This is a genomic window from Flavobacterium caseinilyticum, from assembly GCF_004349085.1.
Lineage (GTDB): Bacteria > Bacteroidota > Bacteroidia > Flavobacteriales > Flavobacteriaceae > Flavobacterium > Flavobacterium caseinilyticum.
In genome coordinates this window covers 54,939-73,690 of record NZ_SMFM01000006.1, presented here as the reverse complement: position 1 = coordinate 73,690, position 18,752 = coordinate 54,939, and the positions used below count along the sequence as shown (strand labels likewise).

General features: G+C 37.4%; 8 protein-coding genes. 7 read left to right on the top strand and 1 reads right to left on the bottom strand.

Features of this window, described 5'->3' with window-relative positions:
- Positions 1-733 precede the first annotated feature (733 nt).
- The 4 genes from E0F89_RS12435 (at position 734) to E0F89_RS12420 (ending at position 6,166) form a co-directional block, all read left to right on the top strand.
- Complete coding sequence (locus tag E0F89_RS12435) at positions 734-1,354, top strand: YciE/YciF ferroxidase family protein (protein WP_131910107.1); 621 nt, start codon at positions 734-736, stop codon at positions 1,352-1,354.
- 190 nt (positions 1,355-1,544) lie between these two features.
- Positions 1,545-2,276: a DUF72 domain-containing protein gene (locus tag E0F89_RS12430; protein ID WP_131910106.1), complete on the top strand. Its 732-nt coding sequence runs from the start codon at positions 1,545-1,547 to the stop codon at positions 2,274-2,276.
- A gap of 137 nt (positions 2,277-2,413) precedes the next feature.
- Positions 2,414-5,032 (top strand): cyanophycin synthetase, encoded by a 2,619-nt coding sequence (gene cphA, locus E0F89_RS12425; protein WP_131910105.1) that lies wholly within the window; start codon positions 2,414-2,416, stop codon positions 5,030-5,032.
- Between the two features lie 216 nt (positions 5,033-5,248).
- Positions 5,249-6,166: a DUF6268 family outer membrane beta-barrel protein gene (locus tag E0F89_RS12420; protein WP_131910104.1), complete on the top strand. Its 918-nt coding sequence runs from the start codon at positions 5,249-5,251 to the stop codon at positions 6,164-6,166.
- Positions 6,167-6,693: 527 nt separating this feature from the next.
- Here the strand turns inward: E0F89_RS12420 and E0F89_RS12415 are convergent.
- Positions 6,694-7,878, bottom strand: a complete 1,185-nt coding sequence (locus E0F89_RS12415; protein ID WP_165930028.1) for a PAS domain-containing sensor histidine kinase — start codon at positions 7,876-7,878, stop codon at positions 6,694-6,696.
- 448 nt (positions 7,879-8,326) lie between these two features.
- Here E0F89_RS12415 and E0F89_RS17150 point away from each other — a divergent pair, with 448 nt between their 5' ends.
- From E0F89_RS17150 to E0F89_RS12405, 3 genes are all read left to right on the top strand, one after another.
- The gene (locus tag E0F89_RS17150; RefSeq protein ID WP_165930027.1) at positions 8,327-8,482 is read left to right on the top strand and encodes a DUF7149 domain-containing protein; all 156 of its coding nucleotides are present in this window, start codon (positions 8,327-8,329) and stop codon (positions 8,480-8,482) included.
- Positions 8,483-8,589: 107 nt separating this feature from the next.
- Positions 8,590-9,744, top strand: a complete 1,155-nt coding sequence (locus E0F89_RS12410; protein WP_131910102.1) for a leucine-rich repeat domain-containing protein — start codon at positions 8,590-8,592, stop codon at positions 9,742-9,744.
- 466 nt (positions 9,745-10,210) lie between these two features.
- A complete protein-coding gene (locus E0F89_RS12405) occupies positions 10,211-18,373 on the top strand; it encodes an HYR domain-containing protein (RefSeq protein ID WP_131910101.1) in 8,163 nt (2,720 codons plus the stop codon).
- Positions 18,374-18,752 lie beyond the last annotated feature (379 nt).

Genomic DNA, 18,752 nt, shown 5'->3' with positions numbered 1-18,752 from the left:
TTCCAAAACACGGACTTTAAAACTTTCAGGTGAGGGAAAGAGGTGCGGAATTTTATAAATTTAGATAGGAATTCTTTAAATATGAAAAAAAAAGGAATAATGAAATGTAGTTTTTCATTTACAAACTTTCTGTTTTAATGAATTTTTTTACCTCCGAAGCCCAGTTTTGCATTCACTGATGAAGGTTTGATATTGAATTACCAATTTTTCGAAACTTCATTAATTGATTGAGATATGTAAATTCCAATTTCATTGTCCAATGCGCTATTAACACGCGTAAAATATATTTTATATAAATTTTTCAAACTATACTTTTTATTAATTCCCGCTCAGAACAGAAAAAAAAGTCATTTGTGACCTTTTTTTAAAGAAACTTTATCGAAATTACCACGTTCATCGACTCTCCGTACCTTTAATCAAATTGTAATAGATTTTTTTTTAAAATTTATTACAGTTTTGGCTTCAAATTTTTCTCGGGAACCTAAATTTTTAAAAAATATTTATTGATCAGGATACAGCAAATTGCCATGGCCCGTAACACTAAAGTTTGCAGCTGAGATCAATTTTTAATTCCTTAAAAAAATTATAAATAAATATGACAGTCCGGTAAATTAAATTTCCAAGACTGTGAATTTTGTAATTAATAAAAAGAATTATGTACAGAATGAATTTCACTAATTTTTAAATTTGTTTTTTGAATTAATACCGTAATTAATTTCTTAAATAAATAGTTATGAAAACGACGAAAGAGGAATCTGTAAAAGCTGTTAAACCATCGATAAAAAGGACTGGAAGAGCAGCTCAGGAATTGACTGCTATGCCAAAAGACGGAGTGGTAAAAGCAAAACCTGATGCAGCGGAAAACTTAAGAGATTTTTTGGAAGATGGTTTGAAAGATATTTATTGGGCAGAAAAAGCATTGACAAAAGCACTGGCTAAAATGGCCAAAAATGCAACATCTACTCAGTTAATTAAAGCGTTTGAAGATCATTTGAAGGAAACAGAAGAACATGTTACCCGTTTGGAACAAGTTTTTGAATCACTGGGTCTGGAAGCAGTTGCCAAAAAATGCGATGCGATGGCAGGATTGTTAGATGAGACTGATAAAATAATCCAAGAAACGGAAGTTGGGAATGTTCGTGATGCAGCGATGATAGCCGCAGCACAGAAAGTGGAGCATTATGAAATAGCTGCTTATGGAACTTTGCGTGTTTACGCAGTTACTCTTGGTAAAACAAGAACTGCCTTACTACTTGCAAAAACACTCGCAGAAGAGAAAAACGCTGAAATAAAATTAAAGGAAATCGCTGTATCACATATCAATGTTGATGCTGCGCATGAAGGTCATAAATAAATAAAGATTCTCAATCAAGGATTTAATAGAGATACAATGCGCCCGAATCAAAGATTTGGGCGCTTACGTTTTTTACTTTTTTGGATTCTAATCTTCTTCATTGCAGTCAAAATGTTTGAAGAAGACTTTTTTGTTAAGTAGAACTGACAACAATTCAGCATTCCTTTTCATTAATTTTATTCTTATTTTTATGTTCGCTAAAAATATACATATCGGTTATTCTTCCTTTCATAATACCAAATGGAAGAATGTCTTTTATCCTGAAAACATTCTGCCGTCCAAATGGTTTAATTTTTATTGCACGCATTTCAATACCTTTGAAATAAATGCTACATTTTATAAATTTCCAACGTTGCGAATCTTTGAAAATTGGTATAAAAAAAGCCCGGATGGTTTTATCTATTCCGTTAAAGCACCAAAATTGATAACGCATATCAAAAAGTTCGTGGACTGCAAATCAGAAATAGATGAATTCTTCTCGCTCTGTAAACAAGGACTCAATGAAAAACTGGAGTGCATCTTATTTCAGCTTCCACTGAGTTTTCATTATAGCCCTGAAAAGCTTGATCTTATTATAGAATCTATGAGCCCCGATTTTAAAATAGCGATCGAATTGCGACACCCAGGTTGGTGGTCTCAGGAAGTGTATGAACGCTTAGCAAGAAATAATATTACCTTTGCCAGCGTCAGCCGTCCGGCAATGCCAACTGATATTATTGCCACCTCAACTGTTGGTTATGTCAGGCTTCACGGAATTCCAAAGATGTTTTATTCTGAGTACAGCTTTACTGATTTGATAAAGCTTCATGATGTTATTATTGAAAAGAAATTACTCGAACAAGTCTTTATATATTGTAATAACACCGCAAGCGAAGCCGAAGTTTTAAATGCAAAAAAACTAACCACAATTTTTAAATCTTAATTATCAATTTATGCACTTTGTACCAAGTTGTTCTTAGATAGAGTTCAATTCTTTTTAAAGGTATTTCAAAGTAGATAATTTTTGTACAGATGGATTTAATTAATAAAATAATACGTTTTAAAAAATAGCAAAAGACAATGAAAATAATAGCAATTAAAGTGATGCGCGGGCCCAATTACTGGTCAGGATACAATAAAAACCTCATTGTCATGAAACTTGATCTTGGTGATTGGGAACAAAAGCCAACTAACAGGATAGAAGGTTTTGGCGAAGCATTGGAACAACTGTTGCCGTCCATAAAAATGCGCCAATGTTCAGAAGGAGTTCAAGACAGTTTTTTGGAGCGTGTAAAAACAGGAACATTGCTCGGACATGTCGTAGAACATGTTGCACTTGAATTGCAAAGCCTTGCGGGAATGGAATGTGATTTCGGACAAACTCTATCCACCAATGTAATGGGCATATATAATGTTGTATTTTCATATAGTACGGAACGAGCCGGGAAATATGCTGCCAAAGCTGCGGTTGATTTAGTTAAAGATTTATTGATCGGATTAGATTATAATGTGGATGCTACCATACAAGAATTGCAGCACTTGTACAACAAAGAAAAATTAGGTCCCAGTACGTTTGCCATTGTTAAAGAAGCGGAACGCAGAAATATTCCCTATACCAGACTAAATGAGAACTCTTTATTGATGTTGGGACAAGGATACAACCAAAAAATTATCCGCGCTTCCATAGCATCAACTACCAGCAACATAGCCGTTGATTTGGCTTCTAATAAAGATGCTACCCGCAACATTTTATCGAAGGCTTACATTCCCGTACCTAAAGGTCTGTTAATTGACGATAAAACTGGGCTGGAAGAAGCTATAAAGAAAATTGGATTTCCGCTGGTAACCAAACCGGTAAATGGCAACCACGGTAGAGGAATTACTACACGAATAACAACTTTAGAACAGGCACAAAATGGTTTTGATGATGCTCAAAAAATTTCCGAAAATGTGATAATCGAGCGTTTTATATCAGGTGATGACTATCGCTTTTTGGTTATTAATTACAAATTGGCAGCGGTAGCAAAACGAACACCGGCTTTAGTGACGGGCAATGGCATAGCAACAGTTGAAGAACTGATTCATGAAACTAATACCGATCCAAACAGAGGGGAAGGACACCAGAAAGTACTTACCAAAATAACAATTGATACGGCAACACTATCCATCTTAGCAGCAAAAGAACTTAGACTGGATTCGGTTTTACCTATTGGAGAAATTTTATTTTTAAAAGACACCGCGAACTTAAGCTCGGGCGGAACAGCCACAGATGTAACTGATTTAGTGCATCCACAGAATGTTTTTATGGCGGAACGCATTGCACGTCTGATGAATTTAGATATTTGTGGTATTGATATCATGGCAGAAGACATCACTATTCCCATCACCGAAAAAAACGGAGCTGTGATTGAAGTAAATGCAGGTCCGGGTTTGAGAATGCACCTTTCCCCTACCGAAGGTACAGCAAGAAATGTGGCTGAACCTATAGTAAATATGCTCTTCCCTAATAATGCAGACGGGCGTATTCCCGTTGTTGCTGTTTCAGGCACCAATGGCAAAACAACGGTTACACGATTGATTGCTCATTTGGCGCAAGCAGCCGGTCATCACACAGGATATACGACGACGGATGGAATTTATATCGATGGAACTACAGTTCGTTTTGGAGACTGCAGCGGACCTGGCGGTTCAGCTACCGTGCTTCGCGACCCGCTTGTTGATTTTGCAGTGCTCGAATGTGCCAGAGGCGGAATACTCAGATCCGGCTTAGGATTTGATAAATGCAAAATCAGTGTAGTAACCAATGTTACTGAGGATCATTTGGGATTAAATGATATTGACACCATCGAACAATTGGCACGTGTCAAAGCAGTGGTGCCGCAAAGCACCTTTGATAGCGGAACCGCAATTCTAAATGCGGATGACGATTTGGTTTATCAAATGAAAAATACGCTTAGCTGCACAATCGCATTGTTCAGCATGGATGCCAATAATGAACGTATCAAAAAACATAGCAGTGAAGGCGGACTAGCGGCTTTTGTTGAGAATAATTATTTTGTCATCAGTAAAGGCGAATCGAAAACGAAAATTGCAGCAGTTGATCAGGTGCCTCTAACCTTTTCCGCTACCTGCGAGTTTATGATTAAAAATGTTTTACCCGCTATTTTAGCTGCAACAATCAGCGAGTTTCCTGTCGAAACCATTACTGCTGCGCTTCAATCTTTCATTCCATCGCCAACATTGACACCCGGCAGAATGAATGTTTTCGAGTTTAAGAATTTTAAATTAATGATTGATTACGTTCACAATACCGATGGGTACGTGCAGATGCAAAAATTCATGGCACAGGTTGACGCCACAAAAAAAACAGGGATTATTTCAGCCACCGGCGACCGTCGTGTCGAAGATATAAAAAACATTGGCCGGCTTTCTGCTCAAATGTTTGATGAAATAATAATCAGACACGGAGACAACAGAGGAAGAACAACCGAAGAACTTAGCACGATGCTTTCTGATGGTATTCGGGAAATTGACAGCAACATTAAAATAAGTATCATCTCAAATGAAATAGAATCCGTACAATATGCCATTGATCATGCGCAAACCGGTGAATTTATTTTTGTGTGTGTCGATGACATTCAAAATACGCTTGCCTATGTCCAACAACAATTAGATAAGGAAAACGAAATAGCTGAATAAATATCGCATTCATAATAGTAATAATTTAGTATAATAAGCTTACGAAAGCAACTGGAAATATAAATAAATTAGCCAAGGATAATTCGCTGCTGTAACAGCTGTGATACTTTACACTCTTAAATTTGTATTGTGGTTTTGTTTTAAAGAAAAACAGCTGAAATATTTGTCAAAAGTGAAATGCCCATCGATCAAAAACATAACATCTACATTTATAAAATGAAAAAAAAATTAATACCATTGTTATTTTTAATACTGCCTTTTTTATGCAGTGCGCAGGAATACATCGATCTATTTTCTATCAATTATGGTAAATCGCAAAAAACGACTTTCGAAAATTCATCTTTTGAGACCGACATCACAACATTTCAAACGAATCTTATTTTACCAATTGTTTTAAATGAAAAATATATTGCTTTAACCAATGTAAATTTCAGTAGCTACAACCTACAATTGTTCCCTGATTCTGATAACAATCATTTATACTCTACAAATTTAAGAGTAGGTCTGAGTGTCAATCATTCCGAACACTGGAGTGGACTATACCTTTTTCTCCCAAAAGTGGCATCTGATTATATCAATATCAGCACCGAAGATATTTACCTGGGAGGATTGGCTTTATTAAAATACAAAAGAAACGAAAATTTCGGTTATGGCTTTGGGATTTACAGCAGCAGCGAAGCTTATGGAATGTCCGTGGTTCCTATTGTCACTTTCTATTATCGCAGTCCAAACAAACGTTTTGAAATAAATGCCTTTATGCCAAATGACGCTGATATCAATTATAATTTGACTGATAAAACAAGAGTTGGCGTGGATTTTCTGGGTCATGGAAACAGTTATAAAGTGACCACTGACAACGTTCGTGCTAATTATGTCGAAAATAATTCAATAGATTTTTCTTCGTACGTACAGCGAAGCGTTTTGGACAAAAAGATTCTTTTGCGTCTGAAAATGGGCTATTCTTTAAACGATTTCAGAGTTTATCCAATAGACCAAAAACTTGATTTACAAATTCTAGTTTTGAGATTGGGAGACAACCGAACACAATTAATACAGAATACTTCAAACACATTTCTTTTGAAGATGGAAGCTATTTATCGCTTCGATTTGGGCACCTTAAAAAATAAGTCTTAAAACAACTAAAGAGCAAATAAGATATATTGTTGCAATTATTAACAGGAGATGTTGCCAAAGATTAGAACGATTAAAAAGATTTTAAAGCGCAATGACAAATCGATCTGTGGCGAAGAAATTACTGCTTTATTAAAATACTAAAGTAAATTGTAGCTATTACAATTCCTATTGTAACACGCAGAAAAAGAGATTTTAAAAATTCGGAAGGCGTTTATCTTTTTTAAAGAAAATCATAGTGTTTTGAAGTCAGGAAATGGGCTATCTAACTCTTTTTTTCTATGTTTCAAGCTTGAACAGAGCAAAGTCGAAGTGTGGTTGATTGTGTTTCGCTGAAGTTTTTATTTTGTCATTCCGACAGAGGAGGAATCATATTATAGATTTACATAATGAGATTTGCTTCGCCTGTTCGCTGTCACTCGAGTCTCGTTCCTCGAAATAACAGAATCAACAGGCTAAAATTACAATTCTTAGCTTTAATATTTAAATCTAATTACACCCAAAGGGTAACAAGAATGAATTTCTATAGGTTAAACAGTCTCTGCTTTTTCTGAAATATCCGTCTTATCTACGGGCTCGTCGAGCGGTAACGTGAAATAAAAAGAAGATCCTTTACCCTCTTCACTTTCAACCCATATATTACCATTATTTTTTTCTAAAAATCCTTTTACCAATAATAAACCAATGCCTGCTCCTTTATTCTCCTCAACAGATTTAGAAAGAGATTTAACCTGTGGAGCAAAAAGTTTATCCATTATTTTTTTTGACATGCCCTTACCTGAATCCTTAATTGCCACTATCATCATACCATCATCCTGTTTTGCTGACAGCGTAATTTGGCCTCCTTTGTGCGAATGTTTGATCGCATTCGAAACTATATTTTGCAAGATAGAAAGCAACATTTTCTCATCAGCAAACACACTACAGTTTTCCTCTATTTCACTGTGAAGATTTATGGTATTGATTGATGCGGTTTCTTTTAATGAATCAAAAACTTTTTTCACATAATGAACAAGTTCTATTTTTGTCGGAACAAATGCTTCCGCAGCATATTTTATCCTTGTCCATTCTACCAGATAATCCAGCATATTCAACTCGTTAACTGCAGCAGTGTGCAATTCCTTCAACAAATCTTTGGCTAATTCAGGATTAATTTTGTCAAAATTTGTTTCCAAATATTGAGCACCCTGAATAATTCCTGCCAATGGGCTTCTTAAATCATGAGACAAAATCGCAAGTACACTTTCCTTGTGCGCATTAAGGTCTTCCAGGTCTTTTGCATATTTTTTTATCGCGTCCTCGGATTCTTTTTTAGCAGTGATATCACACAATATTTTTACAAATCCTATAACCTCATCATCTTCATCTTTCAATGGAAATACCAATCCATCTGCAAAAAATGTTTTCCCGTCCTTGCACAAGTGCCATCTTATATCTGTACATCTTCCGGTTTTGCGCGCAACATCAATCTCCTTTTGGGGAATCCCGTCTTTTTTATCTTGCTCGGTAAAAATTATTTCAAAAGGTTTCCCTATAATTTCATCTGTTTCATATTGAAATATATTTGTTGCTCCGGAATTCCAACTGTTTATCTTTAAATCAGTGTCTACTGTAAAAATGGAATAATCCAATAAACTATCGATGATTTGGCTATAAAATTCTGCTGTAGGAACGTATTGTTCTTTGAGACCTCTAGTCGTTGTTGCTGTAGACATTTTATTGGATTTAAAGATATTGTATGAAGAATCAAAACGCAAATGTATTTTTTTTACTGTATAATGTGTCATAAAAATATTTTTATTTTTTGCAATATTCAATTCTTAGTTTTTCTTTCAAAAACGATGCGCTAATACTTTAAAAATGCTAATGCTAAATACGTTAGTTATGCTGCGTTCGCCTTGCGATTTACTAAATGGGTGTTGAAAAGCGCTGTTTAATTGTTGCCGACCGATATGCAATGGAGTTTTAATACCCTTTACAGAAAATATAAGAAGATTTTCAGAAGCTTTTTTATTAGCAAAAATAACGAAAGCCATAAAGTATTGTCTGTGCGAATTGCTGCATTTGTGGACCGTACAAATAGTCAGATAAATAGTATCTTACTGATTGTAGTTGTCCTTTTTTAATAGTAAGTTTGATCACTAAGAATTCTGAAAAAATCCCATGAATACAATTCTTCTCGAACCTCGCAAAGCATTCAACAAAGCATGTTTTAAAATCAAACCAAATCGGATTCACATTGAGCGTTTTAAAACGAATTTGATTCAGATTTTAGATTCCATCAATGAAAAGGAAAGCGACGAGTTTCATAAAAACTGAGTGATTGATTTCCTGAAGAAAACCTATTATAGTTGTATGGCTTGACTGCCGAAGAAATTAATATTGTCGAGAATAATTAATAAACAAAAAAACAGTAAAACTTTTTTATGAAAATTAAATCCTTTTTTATCCGTTCGTTAATCGTTGCAAGTATGTTCGTTTCCAGTTGTACCACTTCAGAGGACGATGCTGAGATCATCAATTCTGACAAAAATTGCAGCCAGATAGTCAATATTCCGGACGCTAATTTCAAAGCTAAACTGCTATCAGCAACTGCTGGCGGATATAGTATTGCTGGAAATTTAGAAGGTATTGGCTGTGTAATTGATACCAATGGTGATGGTAACATTCAAGTTTGTGAAGCCGAAAACATAGGCTCACTAACGGTGGACAATTCCAATATCGCCTCGCTGGAAGGCTTACTTTCGTTCCGAAACCTTAAAATTTTTTCGTGCAGGGATAACAAAATCACTTCTTTGGATGTGTCCAGTCTAAAAAAATTACAAGTCGTATACTGTACTAACAATGCTCTTACGAACTTAAATGTGCAGGGCTTAAACAATTTAAAAGAACTTTCGTGCGACCAAAATCAGTTAACTGAACTGAACTTGAAATCACTGCCGGCTTTGGAAAAAGTTGATTTTCCTTATAATAAAATTAGCAATTTGAATATCAGTGATTCTAAAAACATAAAGTTTATACGTGGGGATTCCAACCTGATTACGACCTTATCCGTAGGACATTTGACTAATTTGGAGTCTTTGAATATTTCGAACAATCTACTGACTACGCTGGATGTAAGTAACTTATCGAAGCTTTATAATGTACAATGCGACTCCAATCGCTTGACGAGTGTAAACGCTGCTAATTGTACCAATCTGGGTTGGCTGCATGCGCGAAGTAACGCGATGACCACTTTGAATATTACCAATTGTACCAAATTAAATTTCTTGGGCTGTAGTGGGAATAAATTAACCGCTTTGGATTTAAAAGGAATGGTAACCTTAAATAGTTTAGATTGTTCGTTCAATCAAATCACCAGTTTAGATATTCGTGATTCACCGGAAATGGCACGTTTAAGCCTTTATAACAACAACTTACAAACGTTGGTCTTAAAAAATGGAAGCAAATTGACCGATTATTTTTTCGCAAATAACCCAAATCTGAGATCGATTTGTTGCGATGCCTCCGAAGTTACCGAGGTTCAAAATCAAGTGGCAATTAATGGTTATAATTGTGTAGTAAGTACTACTTGCTTTTAAGCAGAAATTCAGAACATAGTGGTTTATTTGGTGATCAATTCAGTCATTCGATAGCCACAAACTTAAACTCCATCAGGAACTTTCGCCGTTCCTGATAGAATTTGTCATTGTATATTTGAATTATTTGACTTCGAGTGAAAAGGCATCCACATGCGGAGTATTGCTTTCATGTAAAAAGATTATGGCTAAACTGCAGGTCATCAGGCAGTCGCACCGGAATTTAGAAAAAAATAATTAAGACCTGTTTGCAGGAATTGAAAACGATTTTTTACAAGATAACTGCTTATATTTTTTGTATCAATTAACTTACTTTTAACTATTTTTAACGGAGTTTATCGATTTTATCAGTTTTTCATCGGTATTAAAACGACTTTTTTATACTTTTATTCACTAAATTTTGATTTACAGACGCTCTTTCTGCTGCTGTGTGATAAGTCAAAATATAACTGTAAAAAGTCATACCGATATGAGGAAAAAATACTTTTATATATTTATACTGCTTATTAATTTTTATCATGGTTACGGGCAGTGCACTCCAGACGAAACTTCTCCTAATACTCCAACTCTTACTGATGTGAATGTTGGACAATGCGGTGGAACGCCAGTTGCTCCAACAACAACTGATATTTGCGCGGGTACCATTACAGGAACTACTACAACCATTTTTCCAATAACTACACAAGGAACAACGGTAGTAACTTGGACTTTTAAGGACGACAACGGAAATTCTACAACTGCAAATCAAAATATAATTGTAGATGACACCACCATTCCTACAATTACTGCTCCAGCAGCTGTAACGGGAACAACAAATGGAGGATGTACTTCCACCAATGTTGTTTTGGGATTACTGACAGTCTCCGATAATTGCACCGCTACAGGCACTTTGATTGTAACAAATGATGCTCCAACTGCTTTCCCAATTGGAAGCACTACGGTAACTTGGACTGTAAAAGATGCCGCTAACAATATTGCAACTGCAACACAAACAGTAACCGTAACAGATAATATCGCGCCAACGATCACCGCGCCAGTAGCAAAAACGGGGACAACCAATGTCGGTTGTACTTCCACTAACGTTGTTTTAGGTTTACCGACAGTTTCCGATAATTGCACGGCTACAGGCAGTTTGATTGTAACAAATAATGCTCCAACCGCTTTCCCTATTGGAATCACCACGGTAACTTGGACTGTGAAAGATGCTGCCAACAATACCGCCACAGCTACACAAACAATAACCGTAACGGATAATATAACGCCAACAATCACAGCGCCAGTAGCAAAAACGGGCACAACCAATTTAGGATGTACTTCGACTAATGTAATTTTGGGATCACCGACAGTAGCCGATAATTGCACCGCGACAGCCGGTTTGACAGTGACCAATGATGCTCCAGCCGCTTTCCCAATTGGAAGCACTACGGTAACTTGGACTGTAAAAGATGCCGCTAACAATATTGCAACTGCAACACAAACAGTAACCGTAACAGATAATATCGCGCCAGCGATCACCGCGCCAGTAGCAAAAACGGGCACAACCAATTTAGGATGTACTTCGACTAATGTAATTTTGGGATCACCGACAGTTGCCGATAATTGCACCGCGACAGCCGGTTTGACAGTGACCAATGATGCTCCAGCCGCTTTCCCTATTGGAATCACCACGGTAACTTGGACTGTAAAAGATGCCGCCAACAACACCGCTACAGCAACACAAACAGTAACCGTAACAGATAATATCGCGCCAACGATCACCGCGCCAGTAGCAAAAACGGGGACAACCAATGTCGGTTGTACTTCTGCTAATGTAATTTTGGGATCGCCGACAGTTGCCGATAATTGCACCGCGACAGCCGGTTTAACAGTGACCAATGATGCTCCAGCCGCTTTCCCAATTGGAAGCACTACGGTAACTTGGACTGTAAAAGATGCCGCTAACAATACCGCTACAGCAACACAAACAGTAACCGTAACAGATAATATCGCGCCAACGATCACAGCGCCAGTAGCAAAAACGGGCACAACCAATTTAGGATGTACTTCGACTAATGTAATTTTGGGATTACCTACAGTTTCCGATAATTGCACCGCTACAGCCGGTTTGACAGTGACCAATGATGCTCCAGCCGCTTTCCCAATTGGAAGCACTACGGTAACTTGGACTGTAAAAGATGCCGCTAACAATATTGCAACTGCAACACAAACAGTAACCGTAACAGATAATATCGCGCCAACGATCACCGCGCCAGTAGCAAAAACGGGCACAACCAATGTAGGATGTACTTCGACTAATGTAATTTTGGGATCACCGACAGTTGCCGATAATTGCACCGCTACAGCCAGTTTGACTGTAACAAATGATGCTCCAACCGCTTTCCCTATTGGAATCACCACGGTAACTTGGACTGTAAAAGATGCCGCCAACAATACCGCTACAGCAACACAAACAGTAACCGTAACGGATAATATCGCGCCAACAATCACAGCGCCAGTAGCAAAAACGGGAACAACCAATGTAGGATGTACTTCGACTAATGTAATTTTGGGATCACCGACAGTAGCCGATAATTGCACCGCTACAGCCAGTTTGACTGTAACAAATGATGCTCCAACCGCTTTCCCTATTGGAATCACCACGGTAACTTGGACTGTAAAAGATGCCGCCAACAATACCGCTACAGCAACACAAACAGTAACCGTAACGGATAATATCGCGCCAACAATCACCGCGCCAGTAGCAAAGACGGGTACAACCAATTTAGGATGTACTTCGACTAATGTAATTTTGGGATCACCGACAGTTGCCGATAATTGCACCGCTACAGCCAGTTTGACTGTAACAAATGATGCTCCTACCGCTTTCCCTATTGGAATCACCACGGTAACTTGGACTGTGAAAGATGCCGCCAACAATACCGCTACAGCAACACAAACAGTAACCGTAACGGATAATATAGCGCCAACAATCACAGCGCCAGTAGCAAAAACGGGCACAACCAATGTAGGATGTACTTCGACTAATGTAATTTTGGGATCACCGACAGTTGCCGATAATTGCACCGCTACAGCCAGTTTGACTCTAACCAATGATGCTCCAACCGCTTTCCCTATTGGAATCACCACGGTAACTTGGACTGTGAAAGATGCCGCCAACAATACCGCTACAGCAACACAAACAGTAACCGTAACGGATAATATCGCGCCAACAATCACGGCGCCAGCGGCTACAATGGGAACAACTAATGTGGGATGTACTTCGACCAATGTTGTTTTAGGTTCACCTGTAATTACCGATAATTGTACCGCGACAGCCAGTTTGACTGTAACCAATGATGCTCCTACCGCTTTCCCAATTGGGATCACCACGGTAACTTGGACTGTGAAAGATGCCGCCAATAATACTGCTACAGCAGCACAAATAGTGACAATAACAGATAATATCGCGCCAACAATCACCGCGCCAGTAGCAAAAACGGGCACAACGAATGTAGGATGTACTTCGACTAATGTAATTTTGGGATTACCTACAGTTTCCGATAATTGCACCGCTACAGCCAGTTTGACTGTAACAAATGATGCTCCTGCCGCTTTCCCTGTTGGAATCACCACAGTAACTTGGACTGTGAAAGATGCCGCTAACAATAGTGCTACAGCAACACAAATAGTAACCATAACGGACATTATTTTACCAACGATAACTCCAGGAGCAAATCAGTCAGTAAATACTTCACCGGGCGCCTGCCATGCTCCGGTAACAGTAGTAGATACTTCTTTTTCTGATAACTGTACTGCCACTATTTCTTATACCTTAAGTGGTGCTACAATAAAAATGATAACAGCCGGTCAAGTAGGAACTTACGTATTTAACAAAGGAGTAACAACCATTAATTATACGGTCACGGATGCTTCAAATAATTCAGTTACCGGTTCTAAAACGATAACTGTAATTGACAACGAACTGCCTTCGATAACATCACTGCCAGCTCTAACAGGCAACTGTTCTATAACCATAACTGCCCCTACTTCACCTGATAATTGCGGAACAGTAACGGGTATTACTAGCGATATTACATTACCACACACCTATTCGAAACCTGGTTTTTACATTATAAATTGGAATTTTACTGATTTATCCGGAAATAGCAAAAATATATCTCAAACAGTTACGGTTACAGATACAAATGCACCTGTGGCTAGTGTAACAAGTCTGCCCAACATAAGTTTTATTGGATGTCAAATTTTGAGTTCTCAATTAACGTATCCAACTGCAGTAGATGCATGTAACGGTATAATTACGGGTGTTCCAAGTATTCAATTCCCATACAGCGTACTGGGAACAAGTCAGATAACCTGGACCTATACCGATGCGACAGGAAATGCAGCGACGCAAGTTCAAAATATTACGATGACTTCCGAAAAAATTAGTGGAGGTGTTTTACTAGGCTATTTGACAGTTGATGATCCAAAGACTGCGAAAAGTATCATTGACATAAAATCATGTTCTAGTGGCGGTAACGAAATTAAAATGAATTTATCCGGACAAATAGGTACGATAATTCAATGGGAAAAATATGACCTAGGAAGTGCTGTTTGGGCAACAATTCCAAATACAACAAACAACTATACAGTTACTTTTTATCCCACAACAACAGAATCTACCTATTTCAGAGCATTGGTGCAAGTAGGAACCTGTTACCAGTATTCCAGCAATTTTTATGTGCGAGCGTTACCGGCGGATCAGCCACCGGTTTTGGCTCAAAGTGTGTTCAATATCTGCTTGAACGAACAAGTAACTTTACTAGCTCGCAGAAGTTATACAATTCAGGAAGATGCTATTACCGGAAAAGGTGGAGATTTTAACACTGGTCAATTCCCCGATAAATTCAATGATGATGCATGGAGAATCGACGGTGCGCCTTCAGCTTCTCATTATACTGCAAATGGAAATGCAACCAAGGAAACCAACTGGGCAGCTACAAATCCGCATGAATTTGGAACAATAGAATATGATTCCGGAGATCCTAAATTTAGTATCGCACAAGGAAATTACTATTCAGAGTGGATAAAAAAACAACAACCTCAGGTTTATAAAGGAAAAACAACGCTGGAAACACCAATTTTTAGTTTAGTAAACATGAGAGCCGCTTTTCTTAATTTTGATCAGGCCTATAACTTAGTCGATGCAGATCGCGCTTATTTAGACCTGTCAATAGATGGCGGTGTTACGTATCCTTATCGTTTACAAACTTTAGTTGGCGGGCAAACATGGGATTGGGCAAGTCCACGAAATGCGGGCACAGGATCATCGGCAACGACATACAATTTTAAAAATGATAATTCTTCCTTTGATTTGAGTGCTTACTTAGGGCACTCAAAAGTACGAGCAAGATGGACTTTTTATGGCACAACTGATTTCAGTGTCTGGGCTATTGATGGAATTTCAATTCCCACAGCACCTGTATTAGACCAAATTGAATGGACTGACGGTATTGGAAAACCAGGAGTACCTCCATTATCACAAGGAGTATTAGAAACATCGTACACCTATACACCTGAAGCACCAGGAAAACACAAATATGGAGCAACAATATTAGCATCAGGCTGCAGATCTTATGGAGAATTAGGAACGGCACTCGCCGATGTTAATGTGAGCTATTCCTTTGCAGGAAGCAACATTACGCTGGGACCTGACAATTGCGGTTCTAACAGTGTAAAATTAAATGCATACGACAACACCAAAACTGCTAATCAAAATGCCACCAAGGGTTCTTATATTATTCCGGCGGGTTGTACCACATGTGATGACCCGGGAACAAATATTCAAGGTACTTGGTCTATCAGTGGATCCAGCAGTTGTGGCACTGGAACATTTTCTGACATACATGATCCCGACGCAACTTTTACAGCAGAAGTGGGAAGTTATATACTAGAGTGGACTGTTTTTGGTTGCAAAAGTAGCGTAAACATAGAAATTTCAAATTGCGCAACTGTAGACTTTGACGGTGTAAATGATTATGTAGATTTTAAAGCACAGAATTATCATTTAAATTCAAATTTCAGTCTTGAAGTATGGGTAAAACCGGAAGCATCATCAAATAATGTTCAAACCATATTTTCGAAAAAAAATGCAAATAGTAATGGAGACAATGGTTACGATTTAAGCATCCAAAATGATTTTGTTACTTTTAGATGGAATGGAGTTGGAAGTATTACATCACCTAATAAAATAGGGTCTAATCGATGGTATCATATTGCTGTTACTTATGCGAACAGCCAATACAAACTATACATTGACGGAATATTACTGAATACAAAAACAGGAAGCAGCCTGCCTAATGCGAACAATTTTAAAGCATTAATTGGCGCTATGGATCAAAATGCCACTGCATCTAGCGAACCGGTAAATTATTTCAAAGGTTGGATTGATGAACTTAAAATATGGAATGTTGCATTAAATGATGAGCAGATTCGTCAAATGATGAATCAGGAAATAAAAGAACAATCTGCTGGAAATAATGTAGTCTTTGGAGAAGTAATCCCTGTAGCAGTCAATGGCGTTACCTGGGCAAATTTGAAAGGCTATTACAGAATGGATCAAATTGGATGTGGGTATTTAAAACCTAATTTCGGTGTCGGAGCTGATGGTAAATTAAAAAACATCACCACTGCCGAGCCTCAAACCGCACCATTACCTTATTATTCTGTCAGAAATGGGGATTGGACAAACAGATCCGCTGCAACGCCGTGGGCTTACGGAGAAACTGTTTGGGATTATCCAAATAGCACAGGAATTAATGGACAACCAATAGACTGGAACATTGTAAGAAGTTTGCATGATATAAACTCAACTTCAAAAGACATCACATTATTAGGACTAAAATCAGAAGCTGGAAAATTAACAATAGCAGATCCTTCTAAACCTTTAGACGAGAAAAATAGTGGTCAAGGTTTATGGATTACCCTGTATCTAAAACTGAACGGCAGCATTGATCTTGTGGGCGAATCACAGTTAGTGCAAAAGAGATATTTGCCAACTTATTTCAATGAAAGTATTTTAGATCAAGCCAGCACTGGCTATATTGAACGCGACCAGCAAGGCCAGCAAAACAGTTACAATTACAATTACTGGTCATCGCCGGTAAGCATTCAGGGAGGTGTCAATAATGCGCCCTACTCGATCTCAGGGGTTATGAGAGATGGCACAAATTCAGCCAGTCCAGGCTTAATATCTTTTAATGATGGTGCGTATTTTGCTGACGGAGCGTTATCGTCACCAATAAAAATAAGCAACCGCTGGATCTGGTCTTATAATGCTCCTGTTAAAAGTACGGAGCTACAAAATTACAATCAATGGAACTATCTCGGAAACACAGGGTTATTAAAAACAGGGGAAGGATACACAATGAAAGGAACCGGGGGAACTGCTGCAACGGATCTAACACAAAACTATGTTTTTGTAGGGAAACCCAATAATGGTACGATTTCATTACCATTGCCTCTTAACCAGATTTACTTAATCGGAAACCCTTATCCATCTGCACTTGATGCAGACGAGTTTATAAGAAACAACCTGAAAGATTGTGTAGGATGTACGGCAACCCAAAATGTATTTAATGGAGCGCTTTATTTTTGGGATCATTTTGGTGTAACCAACAATCATGTACTGGCGCAATATACAGGAGGCTACGCTGCCTATAATTTATCCGGAGGGGTTGCCGGTATAGCAAATAGTGTATTAACTGTTCACGATTTTTCCATTGGATCAAAAAGACCAAAGCAATACATTCCGGTGGGACAATCCTTTTTTATTGATGCGCCGACAGGAACATCGACATCGACTGCTTCTTTGAATTTTACTAATAATCAGCGGACCTTCGTACGAGAAACCCTTGCAAGCTCATTATTTATTAAAACAATTGGAAGCGCCAAAAAATCATTAATAGATACAAGATCAAAAATCAGATTGGGATTTGACTCTTCTAAAGGTATGCACAGACAATTATTAGTGACAGCCGATCCTAACACCACTTCCGGTTATGATATTGGTTATGATGCCCCGCTATTTGATATAAAAACTGATGATATGTATTGGATAATTAATAACAATGCCTATGTAATTCAGGGAATTAATAATTTTGATGAGGATCAGATCATCCCTTTGGGAGTTGTTATTGGTAATAAAGGATCAATCACTATAAAAATGGATGAGCTTGAAAATATAGCCGATGATTTTCGAATATTTTTGTTTGACAATTTAACTGAAAGCTATCATAATATTAGAAAAGGTCCTTTAAACATTATGCTGGATATCGGTGAATATAAAAATCGTTTCTCGTTACGTTTTAAAGATAAAACGCTTGGTATAGAAGAATCAATCTTAAATAATGATATTGCGGTATTTTACGCCAAAAACTCGAAGACTTTGTTTATTCAAAACAACTTTCCTGATGTAACGGTTAATAATGTGACACTCTATAATATCTTAGGACAGGATCTCGGAAACTGGGATGTACAAAATCAGATGCAATCCAGCATTCAAATTCCTATTAAAAATTTAAGTTCAGGAGTGTACATTGTAAAACTTAATACTACTGAGGGAGTTCTCAGTAAAAAAATTATTGTAAATTAATACCATATTTTACCATACAATGAAGCAAATAATGATCTGATTTTTAAAAATAATTTGACCAATTATTAATATCTAATGTTGGTTTGTAAATTGATTTCAAACAGAGAAACAAAAGCATTTAACCTTAAATGGAAATATTTAACATTTGCTGCCATCATACTCCCTTCGTTTTAGCATGCAGGAAATAAAACTAATACTGAAGAAAGTAACTGCATTAAAAAATTAAATGTTTATTCCATTACAAAAAAAGCTGTCCGGGTATGGACAGCTTTTTTTAGCGCTAATATTTTAACGTAAAAAAGTCCGAAAAATAAATTAATTTTTATAAAGTAAATGTACTTCGTCGACATAAATACACTTTCGTCGAAAATACGCTTTT